Genomic DNA, 19735 nt, shown 5'->3' with positions numbered 1-19735 from the left:
GAGTAGGACGTCGCCACCCACAGGCCCCTAGGTACACCCTAGGGGCTTTTTTATTTTGCGCTTTTTGGCCCCGCCCCACCCGATTCCGACCCCGGGTTGGTGTTTTGAGATAAATTTGGATTATATTTGCATTCCAAATGAGAAAATATAATTATTTGAAAATAGCACCTCTACTTTTTACTTTACTTTTATTTCAGAGGCTTTTATTTGCTGGTATGAATTCATACCAGCAGATTGATACATTAAATATTTCTGATACAGTAAAAAAGGTTGTTGTTAATCCTGATTTTAAAAAGACTCTTGTTATAGATTCATTGTCATTAAAAAAGATATCTAAGAAAAATATTTTAGATATTCTTAATGGAGTGGACTCAACACATAAGATTGTTTCATGGAGGTTAAACCCTAAATCATTTGATTTAGAAGTTACCGAAGGGGTTGACACTTCGCTTTTCTTTCCGCACCTAATAATACCTACACAAAAACGACTTGAAACAATCACTTCATTAGGTAATATGGGTGCTCCATTACAAACCGATCATTTTTTCAATAGGAATCGAGATTATAAGTTTATATTTTCTAGATATCATTCTGATTATTCATCTGACATAGATGAACTTAACCAGTTTCATGTAAAAAAACCTTTATCGCTTGTTAATTATTCAATGGGTGGTGGAAATAGAGAGGCTGAGCAGACTATGCATGTTTTACATACCCAGAATGTGAATAAATATTTGAATGCTGGGTTTGTATATGATTATTTTGGTACAAAGGGCATGTATAAAGATCAGCTAACAAAGAATAATCTTTTTTCTTTTTTTGCTAGCTATTATAGGGATAGATTCTCTTTCCAAAGTAATTTTTCATATGCTCGGATTAGAAATCAAGAAAATGGTGGTTTAGTGAATGATGCTGAAATTCAGGATGCTAGTATTGAAGCTGCTTTGATAAAGTTTAAGTTGCATGGGACTTCAAGTGAGGAAAAACAAAAAGGCTTTTCGGGAATCGTTGGTTATAATATTATCAACAGATGGGTGAAAGGGAAGGACAGTAAAGGAAATCAGATATTGATTAAAAAACCTGTATTTAGCCTTAAGGCAATGTTTGTGGCTAATAAAAGTACTAGAACTTATGTTGATACCTCAAGTTCTTGGAATGGATCGTACTATAAGAACTTTTATATAGGCCAAGGTGCTACTCATGACTCATCTATGCTAGTTACCTACGAATCGACAATTCTTGGAGAGATTGATCAATTAGCTAAGTTTCCCGGCTTGCCTGGCTTAAGGTTTTGGATTACCAATACTAGAGGGAAATATTATTATTTCCAACCGAATGATTTTGTTTTTAAAAGATCAGACAATAGAATTGAATCAAATAATTTTGGCCTTGGGGTTTTCAGCTATTCACCATATTTATCGTATACTGGTTCCTTAAGAATGTATATTGATGGTTATAGAGCTGCCGATAAAGAGTTATTAGGTCAAATGATGATTTCTCCGTGGAAGTCGAGTGAATATCCGTATATTAAAGCAAAGATTGAGATTTCTGATAAAGAACCGGATATCTTTCTGAAAAACTATTATTCAAATCATTACAAATGGGATAATGATTTTGTAAAAGAGAAATGGTTTTTAGTTGGAGGTTCAATTGGCGCTGATAAGTGGAGATTTGAGGCAGGGTATAATCTTGCGAGAATTAATAACTATGTTTATTTTGATACTACTGGTGTTCCAAAGCAAACATCGGGAGTAACTGTAACATCTGCATTTGTACAAAAAGATTTTAAACTAGGAGGTTTGCACTTTACTAATAGGATTGTATGGCAAGCAAATACCAATAAGGAGATTCTTAATCTACCAACCTTTTCAGTTTTCAGTTCACTATTTTTTGAATATGAATTAGTAAAAAAGGTTCTGCTAGGAAGAATTGGAGCAAATGTCTTTTATCGTTCAAAATTCTTTGTCGATGCTTATTCGCCAGCCACAGGTCAATTTCATAATCAGAAAGAAAAACAGATTGGGGAGTACCCAATTGTTGATGTTTTTGTAGATTTTAAATGGAAAAGGGCAGTATTATTCTTTAAGGGTGATCATGTCAATGGAATGTCAGGTAGTGGTGATTCTTTTTCAACTATTCACTATCCTTTAAACCGCTTTATTTTTAAAATTGGTGTCTCGTGGATTTTTTACGATTAAAATCATAATTAAACAATCATTGTCAATTCGGTGTTTCTGAATAATTAAATCAATAAATTTTAGTGATGTTAGTATTTATCTTAAATAGAGTAAGGTATTTTATTTTTTTTGTTTTTATTTTTCTTTTTGCTTGTGTTTCCAAAGATTCGAGTATTATTAAAGTAAAAGATAAATCTCGCGATTTAGCGCAAATTCTTACCGCTGGAAAAATTGTAGCAGTTACTGATTTTACATCAACAAACTACTTTATTTACAAGGGTGAACCAATGGGATATCAGTATGATATGCTGGTTGCTCTGGCTACAGAATTGGGTGTGAAACTTGAGCTAATTGCTGAGAATGATCCCGATGAGGCAATGAAAATGCTAAAGAGGGGTGAGGTTGATATCATTGCAACTAATTTGCTAGGAGTAGCTGGTAATTATAAGAATTTTGAGTTCACGGAATCATACCAACAAACTCATCAGGTTCTTGTACAGCGAAAGAATTTTAGCAAAAACACCGAGATTGGTAATAGTATAGTTCGAGATCAAGTTTCTTTAGCCAATAAAACTGTTTATGTTAAGGCAAAGTCAGTGGCTGTAACTGTACTTAAAAACATTAGTATTGAGAATAAGATTCCGATTACAATTAAAGAATATTCTGATGGTTTAACTGAGGGTCTTGTTGATTTGGTGTCATCTGGGAAGATTGATTTTGCAGTTTGTGACGAGACTTATGCTAGGGTAGAAGCACCTTTATATTCTAATGTCGATTTTGAAACAATTATTGGAACTAATCAAAATGTTGCTTGGGCTGTGGGAAAAAAATCACCTGATTTACTCGGCAAGGTGAATCAATGGCTTAAAACATTTGTAAAGGGTTTAGGGTATGCTAATGTTTATAATAAGTACTACGATAATCCCTATATGGCAATTATGATTAAGAGCGAATATTTTTACACCACTAAGGGTAAACTATCGGTTTTTGACGAGCAGATTAAATCGGAGAGTAGTCGAATTAGCTGGGACTGGAGGTTAATAGCTTCGTTAATATATCAGGAATCGAAGTTTAATCCATACGTTAAATCGGAGAGCGGGGCTTACGGGTTAATGCAGTTTATGCCAATTACCGCAGAGTATTTTGGTATTGCTCATGAGGCAAATCCAAGTTTACAGCTAAGAATGGGTGTTCGTTACCTTAAGATGCTTGAGAAGAACATGGAGGATATCAGAATTCCCGAGAAGGAAAGATTGAAGTTTGTTTTAGCGGCTTATAATGCTGGTTATGGGCATATTCTTGATGCAAGAAATCTTGCCAAAAAATATGGCAAAGATCCAAATGTATGGGACAATAATGTTGGTTTTTTTATTCAGAATAAGGTTGATTTTTGCAACGATTCGGTTGTTCGTTATGGCTACCTAAGGGGAGCGGAAACTTATCGCTATGTAAGCGAGATTTTGGAACGTTACGACCACTACAAGAATATTATTAGGCAATAATCAGCAGCTGTAAAGCTCAATAAATTCAGATATTATCATTGCTGTTGCTCCCCAAACGTCTTCGCAATCAACTTTGATATAGGGTGCTTCTATGGAGTACCCTTTTACTATAATATCCTTTACCAGATGATTTGCAGGATTTTTTAGGTGGCAAATTGGAACGGTAATGGTAAATTCTACTTCGTGTGAGTTTAGTTGTAATTCGGGCTTTGTATTTAGTAATCCGATAACGGGTTGTACCTCCATGTTGCTTACAGGGATAAAAAGAGGGGTGAGAGTTCCTAAAATTTCAACATCGCTGGGATTGATGCCAACCTCTTCGTAGGCTTCGCGAAGTGCAGTTTGAATTAAGGACTCGTCTACTTCATCGAATTTTCCGCCAGGAAAACTTACCTGACCGCTATGCACACCATCGTAGGTGGTTCGTTTTATTAAGAGGGTGTTTAGTTTACCGTTCTCGGGGAAAAGGGATATCAAAACAGCACTTTTGCGGGAATTGTTGCCATTGTTTGTTTTAAGGAGTTCGCCCCTAAAGGATGGTGCCATTCGAAGCTGAGCCGGTAATCCGGGGAGTGGATATTTTAGGTTTTGCCTTATGTCCCTTATCAGGTTATTACTATCAATCATTTCTTTTATTATTACCCAAAAATAGTATAAAGCGGGTAAATTTCCTTCATCGTAACTATTCCTCAAAAAAAATATCTCACGTAAAGTCACAAAGAATATAAGATAGATGAGGAACAAAATTAAAACCAACTGAAAGATATTGAAATATTATGATTAGATGAACCTACAGTTTGTGCGCAAAGAGAAAAAACTAAAAGTTTTTCTCCCTAGCGAGACTTGCGACTTTGCGAGAAACTTAAAAGACCGCACAGCCTTGTTAGTTTACAATAAAGTATATATCTGAGTAGTTACCTATTTTGTTTTTGTTTAGCCTTTGATTTTCGTATATTTGATTTACAAATTCGTTTTGTAATTACTGCTTATACTTTAAATTATATAGATGTTTTTAGTGCTAATTTAAATACAAACCAATATGGAGTACTTAAAAGCAAAAAAACTAAGAGATGAGTGGGGTACAAAACCCTGCGATCATCCAAAGCTTGAGAAAGAGTACTATGCCGATACTCATACACTGGATTATGTATGCAAACAGTGCGGTAAAGAATTCAACGTTCTTGAAATGCTCGAAACTAGGGACATGCAAAGGAAAAAAAGAAAGATGATGGTATAACGGGCTGTAAGCCCAAATTATCTTAGCCCAATGGCAAGCAAAGCGTCGCCTAGGGTAATGAATCGTGATTTTTTTCACCCTGAAAGGGTAGATTAAGTTGGGCTTTCAGCCCGCTAAAAACAACATTGAAACCTTGCCCCAAGGCGTTGCCATGGGCTATAATAGGTTGTCCTTTCAGGACGTATTCAATAAACACAGGGAAGAAAACGGGTAATTGTATAATACAGTATAGAGTGGGGGTTATGGGGTAAGTCTTTCCCGAAAATTCAATGAGTTGTGTTAAAGCGATGAAATTTCATAAGTTGTAGTTGTTCAGCAATAAAAAAATATATCACGCAAAGTCGCTAAGCCCACAAAGTGTTGAGATAATGAATAATATACTTTGCGAACTTAGCGAAAACTTGGCGTTCTTGCGAAATTTTTTTTAGTTCGAAGCATAAAAAAAGGTGGAATTTCCACCTCTTCGTTCATTATGAAAAATAGGCATTAAGCCTTATTTTTTAGAATAATAACCTCAATAATCTTTTTCGATAGCTCATCGGAGATTGCCAGTTTGCTTTTTATCATAGCAATTACTGCTTCTTCTTCGCTTGCAACATCACCATCAGCTAAAACAAAGTCTACAGCATTGGTGTAAACTGTAGCTCGTAGTTCTGCTGGAATTTTCTCAACGGCTTTATCTAACAAACCCTCAAGATTCTTGGTCTCCTTTAGGATGCGTTGAATTTTCTTCATTGCATCGCGAAGGTCAAACTTACGGAAAGTTGGTCTACTAGAAAGTAGGTTAATAAGATTGATTTCCTCTTCTGGTGCTATTTCGCCATCTGCCGCCATGCAGGCAAAGATAATTGCAAAAAAAGCTTCTTTCTCGTTGGAGATTTCTGATGATCCCCCTAGGTTAAAAAGTCCCATACTAATTTTATTAGGTTTGATTTGTTTTTATAACGGGGGACGAAATTAATATTTTGATCAAAATAAAGAAGTTAAATAACATTAAAATAAACGGAGTTCAATATAAATTTTAACACAGAGGTTTTAAGTTCTGTTTTTAATAAAAAGTCGTTTTAATAAGGTACAAACTTGCCATAATGATGTTTATTGATGCTGAGAAGCACAGAGGACACGGAGGTTTGACGATTTTGCATTTATGCAAAATCAACAATGTTTAATCTCTTTAGGTTAATTCCTCGAAGCTCTGCTGCGAGGTAGTTTATTATCTTTAATTCTCAACTTTAAACCTAAACCCAATTGAATATAAATTTTGAATTTCGATTTTAGGATCATCCTTTAGGTATTTCCTTAATTTCGATATAAATACATCTAAACTACGCCCTTTAAAGTAATCGTCGCTACCCCATATAGTATTTAGTAAATCATCGCGTTTAACAATATCTCCTGCGTTTTTACATAAAATCTTGAGAATATCTGCTTCCTTTTGAGAAAGTTGTTGCTTGGTATTTCCTATCTGTAACGAAAGATTTTGGTAATTGAAGGTATATTGACCGATTTGAAATATTGTCTCAGGAGATACTTGATTGTTGCTTCGTTTAAGAAAGACTTCAATTCTTAATACCAATTCTTCAATGTTGAATGGTTTTGTAATATAATCATCGGCACCAGTTTTAAAACCTATTATTTTATCCTCTTTCGATTGCTTCGATGTAAGAAAAAGTATTGGCACATTAGTGTTGATTTTTCTTATGTTTTCGGCAAGGCTAAATCCATCCATACTCGGAAGCATAATATCTAAAATACAAATGTCAAATTTATAGGATTGAAAGGTATTCCATGCAGCCAAACCATCATCCTTTAAGGTGCAATCGTAATTACTAATTGTTAGATAATCTTTAATTACAACCCCTAGAGTCGAATCATCTTCTGCAAGTAGTATTTTGGCTTTATACATTTATTTTGCTTTTAGCTATTGGTAAAACAATTGTAAACTCTGTACCCTGCATTGGGGTGCTCTTTACCTTAATAGAGCCTTTATGTGCATGGATTACTTTATGAACATAGTACAACCCAATGCCAAATCCTTTAACATTATGAACATTACCTGTTGGAACACGAAAGAATTTGCTGAAAAGCATTTTTTGGTGCTTAGTACTTATGCCAATGCCATTATCGCAGATTTTAATGCATATTTTTTGTTTTATATTGAATGTTGAGACGCTAATTTCAGGTATGTTAATGTTGTATTTTAAGGAGTTATCTACAAGATTGAAGAATACATTAATAAGATGAACAGAATCGCCGTAAATTAAATTTTGAATTGCTTTTGTTGATATATTTAACTGCCCACCTTGTTCTTTTACCCGATACTCTATGGTATTTAGGGCTTCATAAAGACATTCATGGATGTTAATTATTGCGAAACTATAGATAGCTTTATGCTTGTCCATAATTGCGATTTGCAAAATCTTATCGATTTGATCTTTTATCCGGGTTGCCTCTTTAGTAATTAACCCTGAGTACTCTGTAACTTTTGGGCAATTGCTGCTAATTTCCTCCTTTCTCAGAAGCTGGCTCATGACCATAATGGAGGAAATGGGTGTGTTAAACTCATGCGTCATATTATTTATGAAATCACTCTGGATGTCCGATAATCGTTTTTGCTGTAGTATTATTAATAGCGAGTACCCAAAGAAAATACAAACAAGAAAAAGCACAGCCGTTGTAAAGAGCCATATACCAAGTTGACCGGTTAGATAGATTGATTTATTTGGGAAGAATACCGAAAAGTAGTAATTATCCTTTTTCCAGACTGGTAATTCGCGTATTTTCTTTGGGATGGATTGGGATTCTGAAGAGATATAGTTGCCATAAACCATTTTTTCGCTTTGGCAGTTGTACACACCATACTCAAAATCAAGGTTTAATTTTTTCTTTTGAAACTCGTTCTTTAGGAGGAATTCTAAGGTTTTAATGTCAATATCGCTATTTGTCATTACTGCATAATAGTTGCTCGATATTTGATTGACTAATGATGAAAGAGGAATTTGAATTTGATTGTAACTTAAAATTGTTTCGGCAACATTCTGTAGTGCAATGGTTACAGTTTGATTGAACTGCTTCTCTTTAAGGTCGAATGCTTTTTTAAACCAATAAACTTGGCTAGCAACAATTCCTGTAATGCAAATAATTGCAAAGATTATTAGAGATCGAATGTTGTGTGTTTTCATGAAAGTAAACAATAACCAATTCAAAAATAGCACAAATAAATATACCAAGGGATGATTTAGCTTTTCGTTAAGGTTTGTTTGAATTTCATTAACAACATATAGATAATATGTATGGTAAGTTTGTTGAAATTTAAAACCTAAAATAGAAGATTATGAAAACGACAGTAACAATTTTTGTTTTTTTGATAGCATCGGTCTGTGTTAATGCACAGGACAAACAGGCCAACGATGCTAAAATTCTGGGAGCAAGTATTAGCTGGGCTTCATCTACTACCTTTGATTTTGGAACAGTCAAAAAAGGCGTTCCAGTAACCGCTACTTTTGAGTTTACCAATAACGGTAGTGAACCATTAATAATATCGGATGCAAAAGGCTCCTGTGGATGCACTTCTGTAGAGTATTCACAAAAACCAATTGCCCCTAGAGTTAAAGGGTTTGTTAAAGCTACTTTTAATGCAACCTCTATTGGTTCATTCTATAAGTCTGTTACAGTATCAAATAATACTACGGACAAAACTGTAATGCTATATATAAAAGGTCAGGTAATAGAGTAAATAAAGAGTTTCTTAACCTAAGAAAAGAATATAAACAATCAAAATAAACAAAATGAAACATCGCTTTTTGATTGCGGCAATGGCTATGATATTTGCCGTTTGCAGCATAAACAAATTAGCAGGTCAAGTACCTACAAAAATTTCTGCTGACAGCCTAATTGTAAGAATTGACAAGTACCGTAATACAGAAGTTGAAGTAGAAGGTCTCATTATCTATGTATGCAGTTTTAATGGTAAGAAATTGAAACTGGAAACTAAAAATGGAGAAATAATAAAAATTGTACCCAAGGACACCCTTGCTAGTTTTGATACGACATTTTATAAAAGGAGCGTAAAAGTTAAAGGAATTGTAAAGGAATCTCGGCTTGATAAGGCATATATTGATAAAATGGAAAAGGAAAGAACTCTGTTATGCCATATTGATAATACTCCATGCAAGGATTCCGCATGGGTAAGCAGGCAAGTAGCAGCAGGAAGAGCGGATAGATTATCAAAACGAGATATTGACAAATTAAGGGCTATAATGAAAAAGAAGAATAAAGATTATGTTTCGGTTGTTTCTATAATTGCTGAAAAATGCGAAATAATTAGATAATCCTTAACTTTTTAATGATGTAATAAAAGAAATCCCGCAATTGCGGGATTTCTTTGTTTGCTATTCAATTTTCGAGATAGTTATTCCATAATGATCCTGATCGTAAGGAGGCGTATCGTTCCAATCGTGGTAGGAGTGAGAGCCATCTGTTTCAAAGTAAACGGTGTATTCTCCGGCAGGTAGTAGAATTGTTCCATCATACATCCTGTTTTTCTCAGCACCACCAGCTTTCTCTGAGGTACGGTAGGTCATCTCCCATACTACCTTGTCGGTTGTGCGATTCTTTATCCAACCATAATCAACCATATCCCCATCAACCCCTTCGCCAATAGCGTAGATTCTAACTTTAGCAGCTTTATCGAGAGTAAAGGATTTACTCATTTTCTCATCATCTCTAACTTTAGTAATTTGGGCAATTACATTATTATCGCTAGTGTTAGCTTGCGCATTGTTTAGAACGAATGATTCTTTATCAGCATCAACTAAAATGCTTAACCCCCAAAGCTCTGGTACTAATGGAGGGGCTGCATTCCAATTGCTATATGCATGTGAATCGTCGGTTACAAAGTATGCAGTATAGTTTCCTTTTGGAAGTTCTATTTCCTGATTTACCATCCTGTTTTTTTCGGCTCCTCCAGCATACTGTGATTTTCTTTGGGTGAATTCCCAAACTGTTGTGTGATTATCGGAGTTTACAATCCAACCATAATCAGCCATGTCAAAATCTCCTGTGCTTTCACCTTCACAAAGAACTCTAATTTTCATATCTTTTTTAAGAGTGAAGCCTTGTGATAGGTAGGCATTATTCTTTGCTTTATTTAATTTAAGTACAAAAGGATCTACCGCTTCAATGGCCTTAACGTTTGCCTTATCAGCCTCATCAGGCCAAATAGTAACACCCCAGAATTGTGGATCATAAGGAGGAAGGACATTCCATTTGTCGTAGGAATGGGAATCATCTGATGTAAAGTAAAGCGTATAGGTTCCTTTAGGTAGTGTTATTGTTTGAAAGGTTGATTTATTTTTACTTCCACCACCTGCTTTTTTAAAACGGGTTTCGGCATTTGGCCAAACCTTTTCGTAAGTACTAGCGTTTACAATCCAAGTAAAATCATATAATTGATCATCGGATTGTTCCCCAATTTCCATAATATTTAGCTTGACATCTTTTAGTGCTGTGAAACTCTTCTTAATATTTTCGTTGTCACCAGCACGAACAACCGATACTAAAGCATTCCCCGAGAATTCATTTACTTTTTGATTCCAAGCAACCTCTTTAAAATCGTTATTGGGAAATAAAACAGTCATCGAGAATTTTGACGAGTAAACGCTGTTATAGCGATCTTCCTTATCATAATTTATTTCATTGAATATCATATTAATTAAATCGCCAAGATCACTAATATGAAAGTTATATTCCTTATTGCCAAATCGATTGTAGTTTCTCCCTGCTGCGTAATAAACCTCATACTGACCGGCAGGTAGTGTAATATCTTTTTTGAAATTAAATCTCCCCGGGTCGTTATGCAGAAAAAACTCATCGTTAGCTACCTCTAAAAGATTCCATACAATTTTTCTTGATTTGCTATCGAGTATCCATCCATAGAACATTAGATCGTTACCAAGTTTTTCGAAAAGACCTCCATAACCTTCAATCTTTAAGGTTGTTTCGCTTTTTATAACAAATGCTTTTACATCAACTTTTCCGGGTTTTAGATACCCTACAGTTAACTTATTATCCTGACCTTGAACATTGTTAGTTCCTACTAGAACTGCAAATGCAAGAAGGATTAATGCTGAAGAAATTAATTTTTTTGATTTCATAAATAAATTAATTTTAAAGTGTAATACAATTTTTAATAAACTAGAATTTAACAATTAAACTAATAGGTTTGTTGCATAAATAATTTTGGTAAATTTATGAAGAACATCTTAGAATAAACATAATAAGTGTGAGTTATTTGCTTTAATTTGATAAAAATTCTAAATTCTAAGTCTTTTATCCTTTTTTAACATGAAAATTTCACCATTTAAACTCGAACGATACTTTGCCAAATATGAGTTTAATACTCAATATCTGCTTTCTAGTTCAGATTGCGATGGTTTTAATATGCAGGAAATACTTGGTATGGCAACCAGCAAAGAGACCGAATTATGGAATAACCTTCAACTTGGTTATACCGAAAGTCAGGGCTTTCCAATGCTTAGAGATGAAATCACCAAAATGTATTCTAAAATCACCCCAGATCAGGTAATGGTTCTTACTCCCGAAGAGGGGATATTTATTGCCTTAAATTGCATTCTATGTAAAGAGGATCATGTTATTTGTATATCTCCAAGTTACCAATCGTTACATCAAATTGTTGAGAGTATTGGTTGCGATATTACCTATTGGCAACCAAATGAGGAGAAGGGTTGGTATTTCGACCCAAGTGATATAGAAAAATCAATTCGCCCGAATACTCGACTTATTATTATCAATTTTCCGCATAACCCAACAGGTTATTTGCCCTCGTTAGATGATTTTCAAAAAGTAATTGATATTGCAAAAGAGAATAACCTACTTATATTTTCCGATGAGATGTATCGCTATTTAGAGCATGACTCAGTAAATAGGCTTCCATCAGCCAGCGATTTATACTGTAATGCGATTTCGCTTTCGGGCTTATCCAAAACTTTTGGATTGGCTGGTTTACGTATTGGATGGATTACAACACAGAATAGCGCCTTATTGAATGAGATGATTGCTTATAAGGATTATACTACAATTTGCTGTAGTGCTCCAAGCGAAATTCTGGGATTTATTGCTTTGCGTCATAAGGAAAATCTAATCGATATAAATCTCAAAAAAATCAAAATAAATCTAAACCTTCTTGATGAATTTATTAAGAATCATAGTCATTCACTATCATGGATTAAGCCCAATGCAGGAACAATTGGTTTGGCTAAACTAAAAATCAATATGCCAAGCCTTGATTTTTGCGAAAAGGTTGTGAAAGATACTGGGGTTATGATTGTACCTAGTGAAATGTTTTATTATGGAACAAGTCATATTCGCTTGGGTTTTGGGCGAGCAAATCTGCCCGAGGTACTAAAAGTATTAGATAGCTATGAACTATTGCAATAGGTTTTATAACAAGTAAAAAATTAATAGAGTTATTGTAGGTTTAACTAAATTGCAAAGCGATTTATAATAATTTCTATCAAGCAATAAGCTTTTTTACTTATTGCATATCAAATGTTAAATTAATTATTTACCAAAAATACATTTATGAAAAAACTACCAATAATAATTATGATTTCAATTTTAGTGATGTTTGGATGTAAGCAGAAGGAGCAGAAATCCTCGAATCCATTTTTTAGTGAATTCAACACTCCATTTAATGTTCCAGCATTCGACAAGATTGATACTAGCCATTATGTTCCAGCATTTGTGAAAGGGATTGCTGATCAACAGGCTGAGATCGATGCAATTGTAAATAATACGAATGTACCCACATTCGATAATACTATTTATGCGCTTGATAAATCGGGGGTTCTTTTACGAACAATAAACAGAGTATTCTTTTCGTTGAACTCAGCAAATACCAATCCTGCGATGCAGGCAATTGCACAAAAAGTTACACCCTTACTTACAAAGCATGCGGATAATATCTCTCTTAACGAGAAATTGTTTCTGAAAATTAAGGCTATTTACGAGAATCGTGAATCAAGTAGTTTAGATGCCTTACAAAAAAGGGTGATTGAAAAATACTATAACGATTTTGTTAGAAATGGTGCAAATTTGAATGAGGCTGATAAGGAAAAACTTCGGGAAATTAACCAGAAATTATCTACATACGTCCTTAACTTCCTAGAGAATCATCTAGCCGAAACAAGTTCAAACTTCAGGATGATATTAGATAAAAAAGAGGATTTAGATGGCTTACCCCAAGGTGTTATTGAGGCTGCGCTCGATACTGTTAAAGAGAGTAGTTCGCATGGAAAATGGGTATTTACTCTACAAAAACCAAGCATGATTCCATTTTTACAATACGCAAAGAATCGCAGTTTACGCGAAAAAATCTATCGTGGTTACTACATGCGTTGCAATAATAACGATAAGTTTGACAACAAAGACAATCTATTAAACATTGCAAACCTTAGGTCTGAAAGATCAAGACTTTTAGGGTACAAAACCTATGCAGAGTATTCAATCAGCGTGAATATGGCTAAAACACCTGAAAAGGTTTACGATTTTTTAAATAAACTGATGGAACCTGCTCAGAAAGTTGCCTTAAGAGATAGAGATGAAATGCAAAAAATTATTGATAGAGAAGGCGGAAAATTTAAGTTCGATACTTGGGATTGGTGGTATTATGCAGAAAAATTGAGAAAAGAGAAATACAATCTGGATGAATCAGAGATTAAACCTTACTTTGAATTAAGTAATGTTCGTGAAGGGATGTTTTACGTTGCAAAAAAACTTTACGGACTAACCTTTACTAAGTTAACCAATGTTCCTGTATATTACCCAGATGTAGAGGCCTTTGAAGTAAAAGAGGCTGATGGTAGTCATGCTGGTGTTTTATACCTAGATTATTTTCCACGTGAGAGTAAACAGGCAGGTGCTTGGTGTGGCAATTATAGGGATCAATACTATGATGAAAACGGTAAAAGAGTTCCCCCAATTGTTACTGTAGTGACCAATGTGACTAAGCCTACTGCTGATACTCCTTCCCTTTTAACATGGGACGAGGTGAATACACTTTTCCATGAATTTGGACATGCGCTTCATGGTTTGTCAATTGATGGCAAGTATAACCGAATTGCAGGGAATTTACCCAATGATATGATTGAACTCCCATCTCAGGTTGATGAGAATTGGGCTGGAGCTCCTGAAGTTTTAAATGTTTACGCTAAGCATTATAAAACTGGCGAAATAATCCCTAAAGAACTTCTTGAAAAACTTCAAAAAAGTCTTACTTTCAACCAAGCTTTTGAAACCGTTGAATACATAGCAGCATCAGTTTTAGATCTTGATTGGCATAGCATTCAGGAATCTAAGAAAATTGATGTCCTCGATTTTGAGAAGAAATCGATGGATAGAATCCACCTCATGAAGGAGATCATTCCACGATATCGTTCAACCTATTTTGCGCATATTGTTGATGGATATGCTGCTGGTTATTATGTTTACCTATGGGCAGCTGTTCTCGATTCAGATGTTTACCAAGTTTTTGTTGATTCGGGCGATATTTTCAATAAAGATCTAGCAAACAAGTTTAGAAAGCATGTCTTAACCGAAGGGGGAAACGATGAGGGAATGGTTCAGTATAATAAGTTCAGAGGACAAGAACCATCATTAATACCATTGCTAAAGAAGCGTGGTTTAGAGTAGTTCGAAGTTTCTTATATTTGCATTTTAGAAATAAAAAGCGTTCGGGTTAAAACCCGAACGCTTTTTTTATGAATTTATATTGGGAAAGTAAAAGTTTTTCTTCTGATAAACAATTCAATGAAAATTTTTAAAATATTTAATTAAAATATTGGCTAAGAGAATTTTATTGTTTAATTTTATATTGAAATCTCTAAACCTTGTTCTAGTATGATAAAACAAGATGTCATTGATAGTTTGGAGGAAGAGTATAGCAATAAAATTAATGTTCTTAATAATGAAACCCCAATTCAAACTACTAATAGTTTTGAGTTTCAGGATGAGCAGTTTATTATTAATAATTTCCAAGAAAACAGGGTGCTTGTTTTTAATGTTCAACTAAATGGTAATCAAGGTAAGGAATTAGTTAAAAAGATTCGGAAAAAACAGGTTCAGATTTATGTTTTGCTTTCAACGGAAATAGATGAGAAGAATGAACAGAAACGGGTTTTAGCGTGTGCCAATTGGGTAATTCATAAGGTGAATTATACAAAATCGATTGTAGATGAAATTAAATTGGCAGATAATGAGGTTAAATCATCAGAACCGTTCGTTTCAAACCGAATAATTAAATCATTTAAAAATTTCCACCTAAAGTGCTGGGAGAATACTAAAGACCTTACCAATCGTGAAATTGAAATTATGAATCTTCTTTCAAAAGGCTTGCTTTACAAAGAAATTGCAAAGAGAAAAGGTATTAGCATTCAAACTGTTAAAAGTCATTTAAAGCATATTTATCCTAAATTACACGTAAAGAATCGCTCCGAAGCAATTCTCAAATATTTACACACAGGGTAGAAATTTATTAAATCAATTCTATATCACCTGAACAGGATATTTATAAACATATACTCATTGTTTAACTTAGCATTTCAAAACAGATAATTATGACTGGAAGCATTGCCCTTGATGTTGTTATTGGCTTAGTATTCATATATACCCTTTACAGCCTACTTACAACCACAATTGTTGAACTTATTGCAACGTATAGTCAACTACGTGCCCGAAACCTTGTAAAAGGCATTGAACGCATGCTCGATGATGATGACAAACAATCCCTTTTATCCAAAAAAATTTATGAAACTCCGCTCATAAAGTATATGAGTAAGGGATCTCGATTCTCTTTAAAGAAACCATCATACATACACTCTCGAAACTTTGTAAAGGCACTAATCTATGTTCTAAAAAACGAGGAAGTTGATGGGGAAACCACATTTGAGATGGTTCGGAAATCTGTAGAAGATTTCAAAGATCCAGTAACTGGTAAATTCCTTAAGGATACCGAAACAGGTAAACTTCTGATTGAATTTTTGAACGAATCGGAGAATAAACTTGAGAATTTTAAAATTTTGCTTGAGAACTGGTTTAATGATACTATGGATCGTGTTGGTGGCTGGTACAAAAGGAGGATTACCCTTATAACTTTCTTGGTAGGTTTAACTATTGCCACAATATTTAACGTGGATACATTTCAGATAGCTACTAGCCTCTCAAGGGATCCGAAACTTCGGGAGCAATACCTCCAAATGGCTGGAAACATGATTAAGGATAGTGCCCTTATGACTTCCGCTTTCGATAAAGGACTTGCAGATAGGCTTAAAGCGGATACCGTTTTGGCTAAAAAATTTGCCGGTAATACCAAAGCTCTTAACGATTTCATTGCCGACTCCGTTGGTAAGGAGGTTTTAAAAGGGCAAAAGATACTTATGGATAGAATGGATTCATTGGAGGCTTATACGCAAGAAAATCAAGATGTTCTTACCGCAAAGAGAGTTAAGGGCAAAGGATTTATCTTCGATAGTTGGAGAAACCTCTGGGGATGCTTAGTTACCGCAATAGCGATCTCCCTAGGCGCACCATTCTGGTTCGATTTGCTAAGCAAACTGATGAAAATAAGGGGTGCAGTTGCTAAACCTGTAGGCGAGAAGAAGGATTCTTAATTTGAACGAGTTGTTTATTACGGTCGCAGTTTTGTCTTTTTGAAATAGAAATGAGCATTCAATAAATAACTTAAAACCTATTACCATGAACCAATTAATTTTTTTCCTAACACTTATCGTGTTACTGTTACTAATCATTTACCTTGATAAGAAGTATAAATTACTTCGAGATATTAGTACTTCTGAGAAAAAACCATTCAGCTACTCCCGCGTTCAGCTAGCATGGTGGACATGGATTATAATTACCGCTTTCATAACAATAATATTTGCTAATGGCGGGACTATTCCAGTTCTTAGTACCTCTACGCTTATACTATTGGGTATTAGTGCAGGAACTACATCAATAGCCAACATAATTGATGTTAGCGATCCATCTCAAAGTCGCCATCAGAACGAAAAAGGGGAAGGTCTATTATATGATATTATTGCTGATGCCAACGGGGCAAGCATTCATAGATTACAGGCTGTTCTATTCAATATCATCTTTGGAATATGGATGTTAGTTACAGTTTATAATAAGATGGATATCATACCGCCCATAAACACTAATTGTTTAGTGCTTTTGGGAATAAGCGCAGGAACTTATTCGGTAGTTAAGACTTCGGAGAATAAGCAATTGGCCAATAATTCATGAAGTAAGAAAAAGAACAAAGTCAAAACTCTAATTTAATAAATGAATCATGAAAAAATATCTTACTCTATTTCTAGTATTTTATGCATTTACCTCATACTCACAAACAATTTTGTTTAAAGATAACTTGTTTGACAATTCTCGAAAGTGGATTGAAGTTATTGATGAAGGCGAGTATAGGATGCTTAAATTTGAAAGTGCAGATACTGATACTGCTAAAATATACCAATGGAAATATGAACTTTTAGTTGATGCATTTAAAAAGCATTATAAAAGCATAAAAAATCAGGACAGCATTAGGACGGAAGCCTTCAGGGTTTTCTTTGCAATTCAAAAACAGGTTATCTTAAAGGGTGTTAGCCAAAATCAATTGATTGCCGGAACAATGGGCTTCGATAATGATCACGTCTTTTTAAAGAAAGTGGATTGGGACTTTAAAGAAATCTATAAGGATAATTTAAATGACGCATTAAATCTTTACAAGAAAGCAGAGACTGAAGTGCAATACAAGAATTTTATCGTAAAAAGTAAAGATCTAATTGTTGACAGACTGATTAATAAGGATGCTTCTTATCCTAAAAACTATTTGGAAAAATATGGTCCTACAAATTTCAAAGAACATCTTGATAAAAAAATTACTGAGACTTTCTTGTTCTTTTTAGATTCGATGGATAAGGCTCTAATTCAGTTTGATAAGTTGTCCGATAAAATATCAAAACTAGGAAAAGATTCAATTAAAATAAACAATGAAATATTCACTTTAGAAAAAAATACTTTTATTGTTAATGACTTAGGAGTTCGATTGCAAAGCAAAATCCAAGAGTTAGAAAAAGAAACAAATACCGAAGAATTCTCAAAATTAAAGCAAGAATTTATTGATTCAAAACAACAAGCTTGTCCTTTTCAACAAATACCCGATTCCTTATTTAAAGGAAGGTTTGCTCAAGTAATAATTTATAAACAATTGTGTGTGCTTCGTGAAAAAGAAAAAATAAATGTTGATGAACTTCTTGATAAAATTAATTCAAACAATCAAAATCGGAATACATTAGAGTCTATTCAAAATGATTTACTACAAGCAAATATTGTACAAAAGAAATTATTACAAGAAAAACTTAAGCGTTTTAATAAATATCTTTCAAATAATAGAGGAAAGATAAAAGAAACAATAAAAAAAATACAAACTATTAAGGATTCAGCACTAGTTGAATATGGTTATGAAATTCTTAATATGAAAATTGATACGATTGATGTTGAAATTAATCAAACCTTTGTTGATAAGATTGTTGCATATGGAATAATTGAATATTATGGATTTCAAAAAAATAATAAGATAGAGAAGAATCAAATGTATATAACATTAAGAAATAAAGTCCCCATCGGCATCTCATCCTTAAATAGTATCGATAGAAACAATAAAAAAATTAAACTATATGCTTCAATTAATGGTGATGAGTATGAGGTTGAATTATATAAAGTTATGGCTTTCTATAGACCAAAACTAAAAAATGGTAGACGAGATCTAAGCCCTGCTGATACATCATTTACTATCGTAAAAAACAAAGGGATTCAAAATGTTGTTTTATATAAGTCGCCTTCTCAAAAACTTTTTGAATTCAGAGTTTTCAGTGATATTAAAGGGATAAATGGTACAAATCCAAATGGATTAATTCAAACAGAGTTTTCAAAGGAAATGTATTTAAATCCCTATAAATACACTTTCTGCAAACGACCTAAAGAAGGCAGTGCCTATTATGGTTTTTTAGATTACATATCACCAAATGTGCTAATATCCAAGTTTGAAAAAACAAATAAGTATTTACCAATTATTAAAATCGGAGATACTTCTAATGTTTCCACATTGAATTTAAAGAAATATGAGATTTACTCCGTAGGTTTTGATTTAAACTTATTTATGACTTCGGTTCCTTCTCTGAAAACTATATTTTACTTTGACTCAGGTATTAACTATTCTGGTATTGGTGTAAGCGATTCTACCTTAAATTTAGAGGATAGTATTATTACTATTAATGATCGAGTCTTAAATTCGATATCTTTTAAGTTGAATACTCGTTTTAATATCCAAACAGATGAGTCTTATTTTCTAGAATTAAGAGGTGGTTTGCAATACATCAAACTTTTAAATGATAAAATGAATCAATTAGCATCATTAGAAAAGATGGGGTTAGAAAATAGTTGGCGAAATAAAACTTTGTATAATATTGAGTTTTTTGGAGGCTATTCGCCCACTTCAAACTCGAAAGGTAAATTATTTTTTAGGTATCGATACTATGGCTCATTTGCAAAAAAGGTTTATGAAGGATATAGCCAAATTCAAATAGGATACTCGTACTATTTTGATAAATAATTAAGAATCAATGTCGTTGACTTAAGAAAAAAAGATAAAAATTGTTCTTTGAAATAGTAGAGTTTAGGTTATGTTTATTACATTAGGGGTATAATATAGGTCTCCCAGAGAAAGCCTACGAAAACTATGAATT

Annotated in this window: 16 protein-coding genes; 11 read left to right on the top strand and 5 right to left on the bottom strand. The window is 33.7% G+C overall.

Annotation, left to right across the window (positions count from 1 at the left end):
- Window positions 1-137: 137 nt before the first annotated feature.
- The gene (locus HOO91_20835; protein NOU20012.1) at window positions 138-2198 is read left to right on the top strand and encodes a putative porin; all 2061 of its coding nucleotides are present in this window, start codon (window positions 138-140) and stop codon (window positions 2196-2198) included.
- Between the two features lie 65 nt (window positions 2199-2263).
- On the top strand, window positions 2264-3679 hold the full coding sequence (locus HOO91_20830) for a transporter substrate-binding domain-containing protein (GenBank protein NOU20011.1): 1416 nt from the start codon (window positions 2264-2266) through the stop codon (window positions 3677-3679).
- Here HOO91_20830 and HOO91_20825 read toward each other — a convergent pair whose 3' ends face one another.
- On the bottom strand, window positions 3680-4306 hold the full coding sequence (locus HOO91_20825; protein ID NOU20010.1) for a CoA pyrophosphatase: 627 nt from the start codon (window positions 4304-4306) through the stop codon (window positions 3680-3682).
- 412 nt (window positions 4307-4718) lie between these two features.
- Here HOO91_20825 and HOO91_20820 point away from each other — a divergent pair, with 412 nt between their 5' ends.
- Entirely contained in the window at window positions 4719-4916 is a 198-nt protein-coding gene (locus HOO91_20820) for a hypothetical protein (protein NOU20009.1), read from the top strand.
- A 486-nt stretch (window positions 4917-5402) separates the two neighbouring features.
- On the opposite strand, the gene HOO91_20815 is transcribed toward HOO91_20820, so the two are convergent.
- The 3 genes from HOO91_20815 to HOO91_20805 all read right to left on the bottom strand — a co-directional run bounded on the left by HOO91_20815 (window position 5403) and on the right by HOO91_20805 (window position 8098).
- Window positions 5403-5828, bottom strand: a complete 426-nt coding sequence (locus tag HOO91_20815) for a tellurite resistance TerB family protein (protein NOU20008.1) — start codon at window positions 5826-5828, stop codon at window positions 5403-5405.
- A 307-nt stretch (window positions 5829-6135) separates the two neighbouring features.
- Window positions 6136-6822: a response regulator transcription factor gene (locus HOO91_20810; protein NOU20007.1), complete on the bottom strand. Its 687-nt coding sequence runs from the start codon at window positions 6820-6822 to the stop codon at window positions 6136-6138.
- Window positions 6815-8098, bottom strand: a complete 1284-nt coding sequence (locus HOO91_20805) for a HAMP domain-containing histidine kinase (protein NOU20006.1) — start codon at window positions 8096-8098, stop codon at window positions 6815-6817. The genes HOO91_20810 and HOO91_20805 overlap by 8 nt, the downstream gene beginning before the upstream one ends.
- Window positions 8099-8250: 152 nt before the next feature.
- Here HOO91_20805 and HOO91_20800 point away from each other — a divergent pair, with 152 nt between their 5' ends.
- Both HOO91_20800 and HOO91_20795 read left to right on the top strand, forming a co-directional pair.
- Window positions 8251-8652, top strand: a complete 402-nt coding sequence (locus HOO91_20800) for a DUF1573 domain-containing protein (protein ID NOU20005.1) — start codon at window positions 8251-8253, stop codon at window positions 8650-8652.
- A gap of 52 nt (window positions 8653-8704) precedes the next feature.
- Window positions 8705-9247 carry a hypothetical protein gene (locus tag HOO91_20795; GenBank protein ID NOU20004.1) on the top strand — a complete coding sequence of 181 codons (543 nt, stop codon included), beginning with the start codon at window positions 8705-8707 and terminating at the stop codon, window positions 9245-9247.
- Between the two features lie 60 nt (window positions 9248-9307).
- On the opposite strand, the gene HOO91_20790 is transcribed toward HOO91_20795, so the two are convergent.
- The gene (locus HOO91_20790) at window positions 9308-11071 is read right to left on the bottom strand and encodes a hypothetical protein (GenBank protein ID NOU20003.1); all 1764 of its coding nucleotides are present in this window, start codon (window positions 11069-11071) and stop codon (window positions 9308-9310) included.
- A 190-nt stretch (window positions 11072-11261) separates the two neighbouring features.
- Between HOO91_20790 and HOO91_20785 the strand changes: the two genes are divergently transcribed.
- The 6 genes from HOO91_20785 to HOO91_20760 all read left to right on the top strand — a co-directional run bounded on the left by HOO91_20785 (window position 11262) and on the right by HOO91_20760 (window position 19602).
- Window positions 11262-12374 (top strand): aminotransferase class I/II-fold pyridoxal phosphate-dependent enzyme, encoded by a 1113-nt coding sequence (locus HOO91_20785; protein ID NOU20002.1) that lies wholly within the window; start codon window positions 11262-11264, stop codon window positions 12372-12374.
- A 144-nt stretch (window positions 12375-12518) separates the two neighbouring features.
- Window positions 12519-14627 (top strand): M3 family metallopeptidase, encoded by a 2109-nt coding sequence (locus tag HOO91_20780; protein NOU20001.1) that lies wholly within the window; start codon window positions 12519-12521, stop codon window positions 14625-14627.
- 207 nt (window positions 14628-14834) lie between these two features.
- Window positions 14835-15461, top strand: coding sequence for a response regulator transcription factor (locus tag HOO91_20775; GenBank protein ID NOU20000.1), 627 nt, complete (start codon window positions 14835-14837; stop codon window positions 15459-15461).
- An 89-nt stretch (window positions 15462-15550) separates the two neighbouring features.
- Complete coding sequence (locus tag HOO91_20770) at window positions 15551-16603, top strand: hypothetical protein (protein NOU19999.1); 1053 nt, start codon at window positions 15551-15553, stop codon at window positions 16601-16603.
- Between the two features lie 85 nt (window positions 16604-16688).
- Complete coding sequence (locus tag HOO91_20765) at window positions 16689-17237, top strand: hypothetical protein (GenBank protein NOU19998.1); 549 nt, start codon at window positions 16689-16691, stop codon at window positions 17235-17237.
- Window positions 17238-17283: 46 nt separating this feature from the next.
- Window positions 17284-19602, top strand: a complete 2319-nt coding sequence (locus HOO91_20760; protein NOU19997.1) for a hypothetical protein — start codon at window positions 17284-17286, stop codon at window positions 19600-19602.
- The last annotated feature ends 133 nt before the right edge of the window (window positions 19603-19735 follow it).

The sequence above is a fragment of the Bacteroidales bacterium genome (genome assembly GCA_013141385.1).
GTDB lineage: Bacteria > Bacteroidota > Bacteroidia > Bacteroidales > Tenuifilaceae > UBA8529.
Note: the sequence above shows the minus strand (reverse complement) of the source record. Positions and strands in the feature narration are given on the sequence as shown.

Excerpts from the sequence above, each read along its gene's own strand:
- HOO91_20780 (NOU20001.1), top strand. The coding sequence starts at position 12,519 with ATGAAAAAACTACCAATAATAATTATGATTTCAATTTTAGTGATGTTT.
- HOO91_20805 (NOU20006.1), bottom strand. The coding sequence starts at position 8,098 with ATGAAAACACACAACATTCGATCTCTAATAATCTTTGCAATTATTTGC.
- HOO91_20820 (NOU20009.1), top strand. The coding sequence starts at position 4,719 with ATGGAGTACTTAAAAGCAAAAAAACTAAGAGATGAGTGGGGTACAAAA.
- HOO91_20785 (NOU20002.1), top strand. The coding sequence starts at position 11,262 with ATGAAAATTTCACCATTTAAACTCGAACGATACTTTGCCAAATATGAG.
- HOO91_20800 (NOU20005.1), top strand. The coding sequence starts at position 8,251 with ATGAAAACGACAGTAACAATTTTTGTTTTTTTGATAGCATCGGTCTGT.
- HOO91_20795 (NOU20004.1), top strand. The coding sequence starts at position 8,705 with ATGAAACATCGCTTTTTGATTGCGGCAATGGCTATGATATTTGCCGTT.
- HOO91_20830 (NOU20011.1), top strand. The coding sequence starts at position 2,264 with ATGTTAGTATTTATCTTAAATAGAGTAAGGTATTTTATTTTTTTTGTT.
- HOO91_20815 (NOU20008.1), bottom strand. The coding sequence starts at position 5,828 with ATGGGACTTTTTAACCTAGGGGGATCATCAGAAATCTCCAACGAGAAA.
- HOO91_20770 (NOU19999.1), top strand. The coding sequence starts at position 15,551 with ATGACTGGAAGCATTGCCCTTGATGTTGTTATTGGCTTAGTATTCATA.
- HOO91_20825 (NOU20010.1), bottom strand. The coding sequence starts at position 4,306 with ATGATTGATAGTAATAACCTGATAAGGGACATAAGGCAAAACCTAAAA.
- HOO91_20775 (NOU20000.1), top strand. The coding sequence starts at position 14,835 with ATGATAAAACAAGATGTCATTGATAGTTTGGAGGAAGAGTATAGCAAT.
- HOO91_20760 (NOU19997.1), top strand. The coding sequence starts at position 17,284 with ATGAAAAAATATCTTACTCTATTTCTAGTATTTTATGCATTTACCTCA.
- HOO91_20810 (NOU20007.1), bottom strand. The coding sequence starts at position 6,822 with ATGTATAAAGCCAAAATACTACTTGCAGAAGATGATTCGACTCTAGGG.
- HOO91_20765 (NOU19998.1), top strand. The coding sequence starts at position 16,689 with ATGAACCAATTAATTTTTTTCCTAACACTTATCGTGTTACTGTTACTA.
- HOO91_20835 (NOU20012.1), top strand. The coding sequence starts at position 138 with ATGAGAAAATATAATTATTTGAAAATAGCACCTCTACTTTTTACTTTA.
- HOO91_20790 (NOU20003.1), bottom strand. The coding sequence starts at position 11,071 with ATGAAATCAAAAAAATTAATTTCTTCAGCATTAATCCTTCTTGCATTT.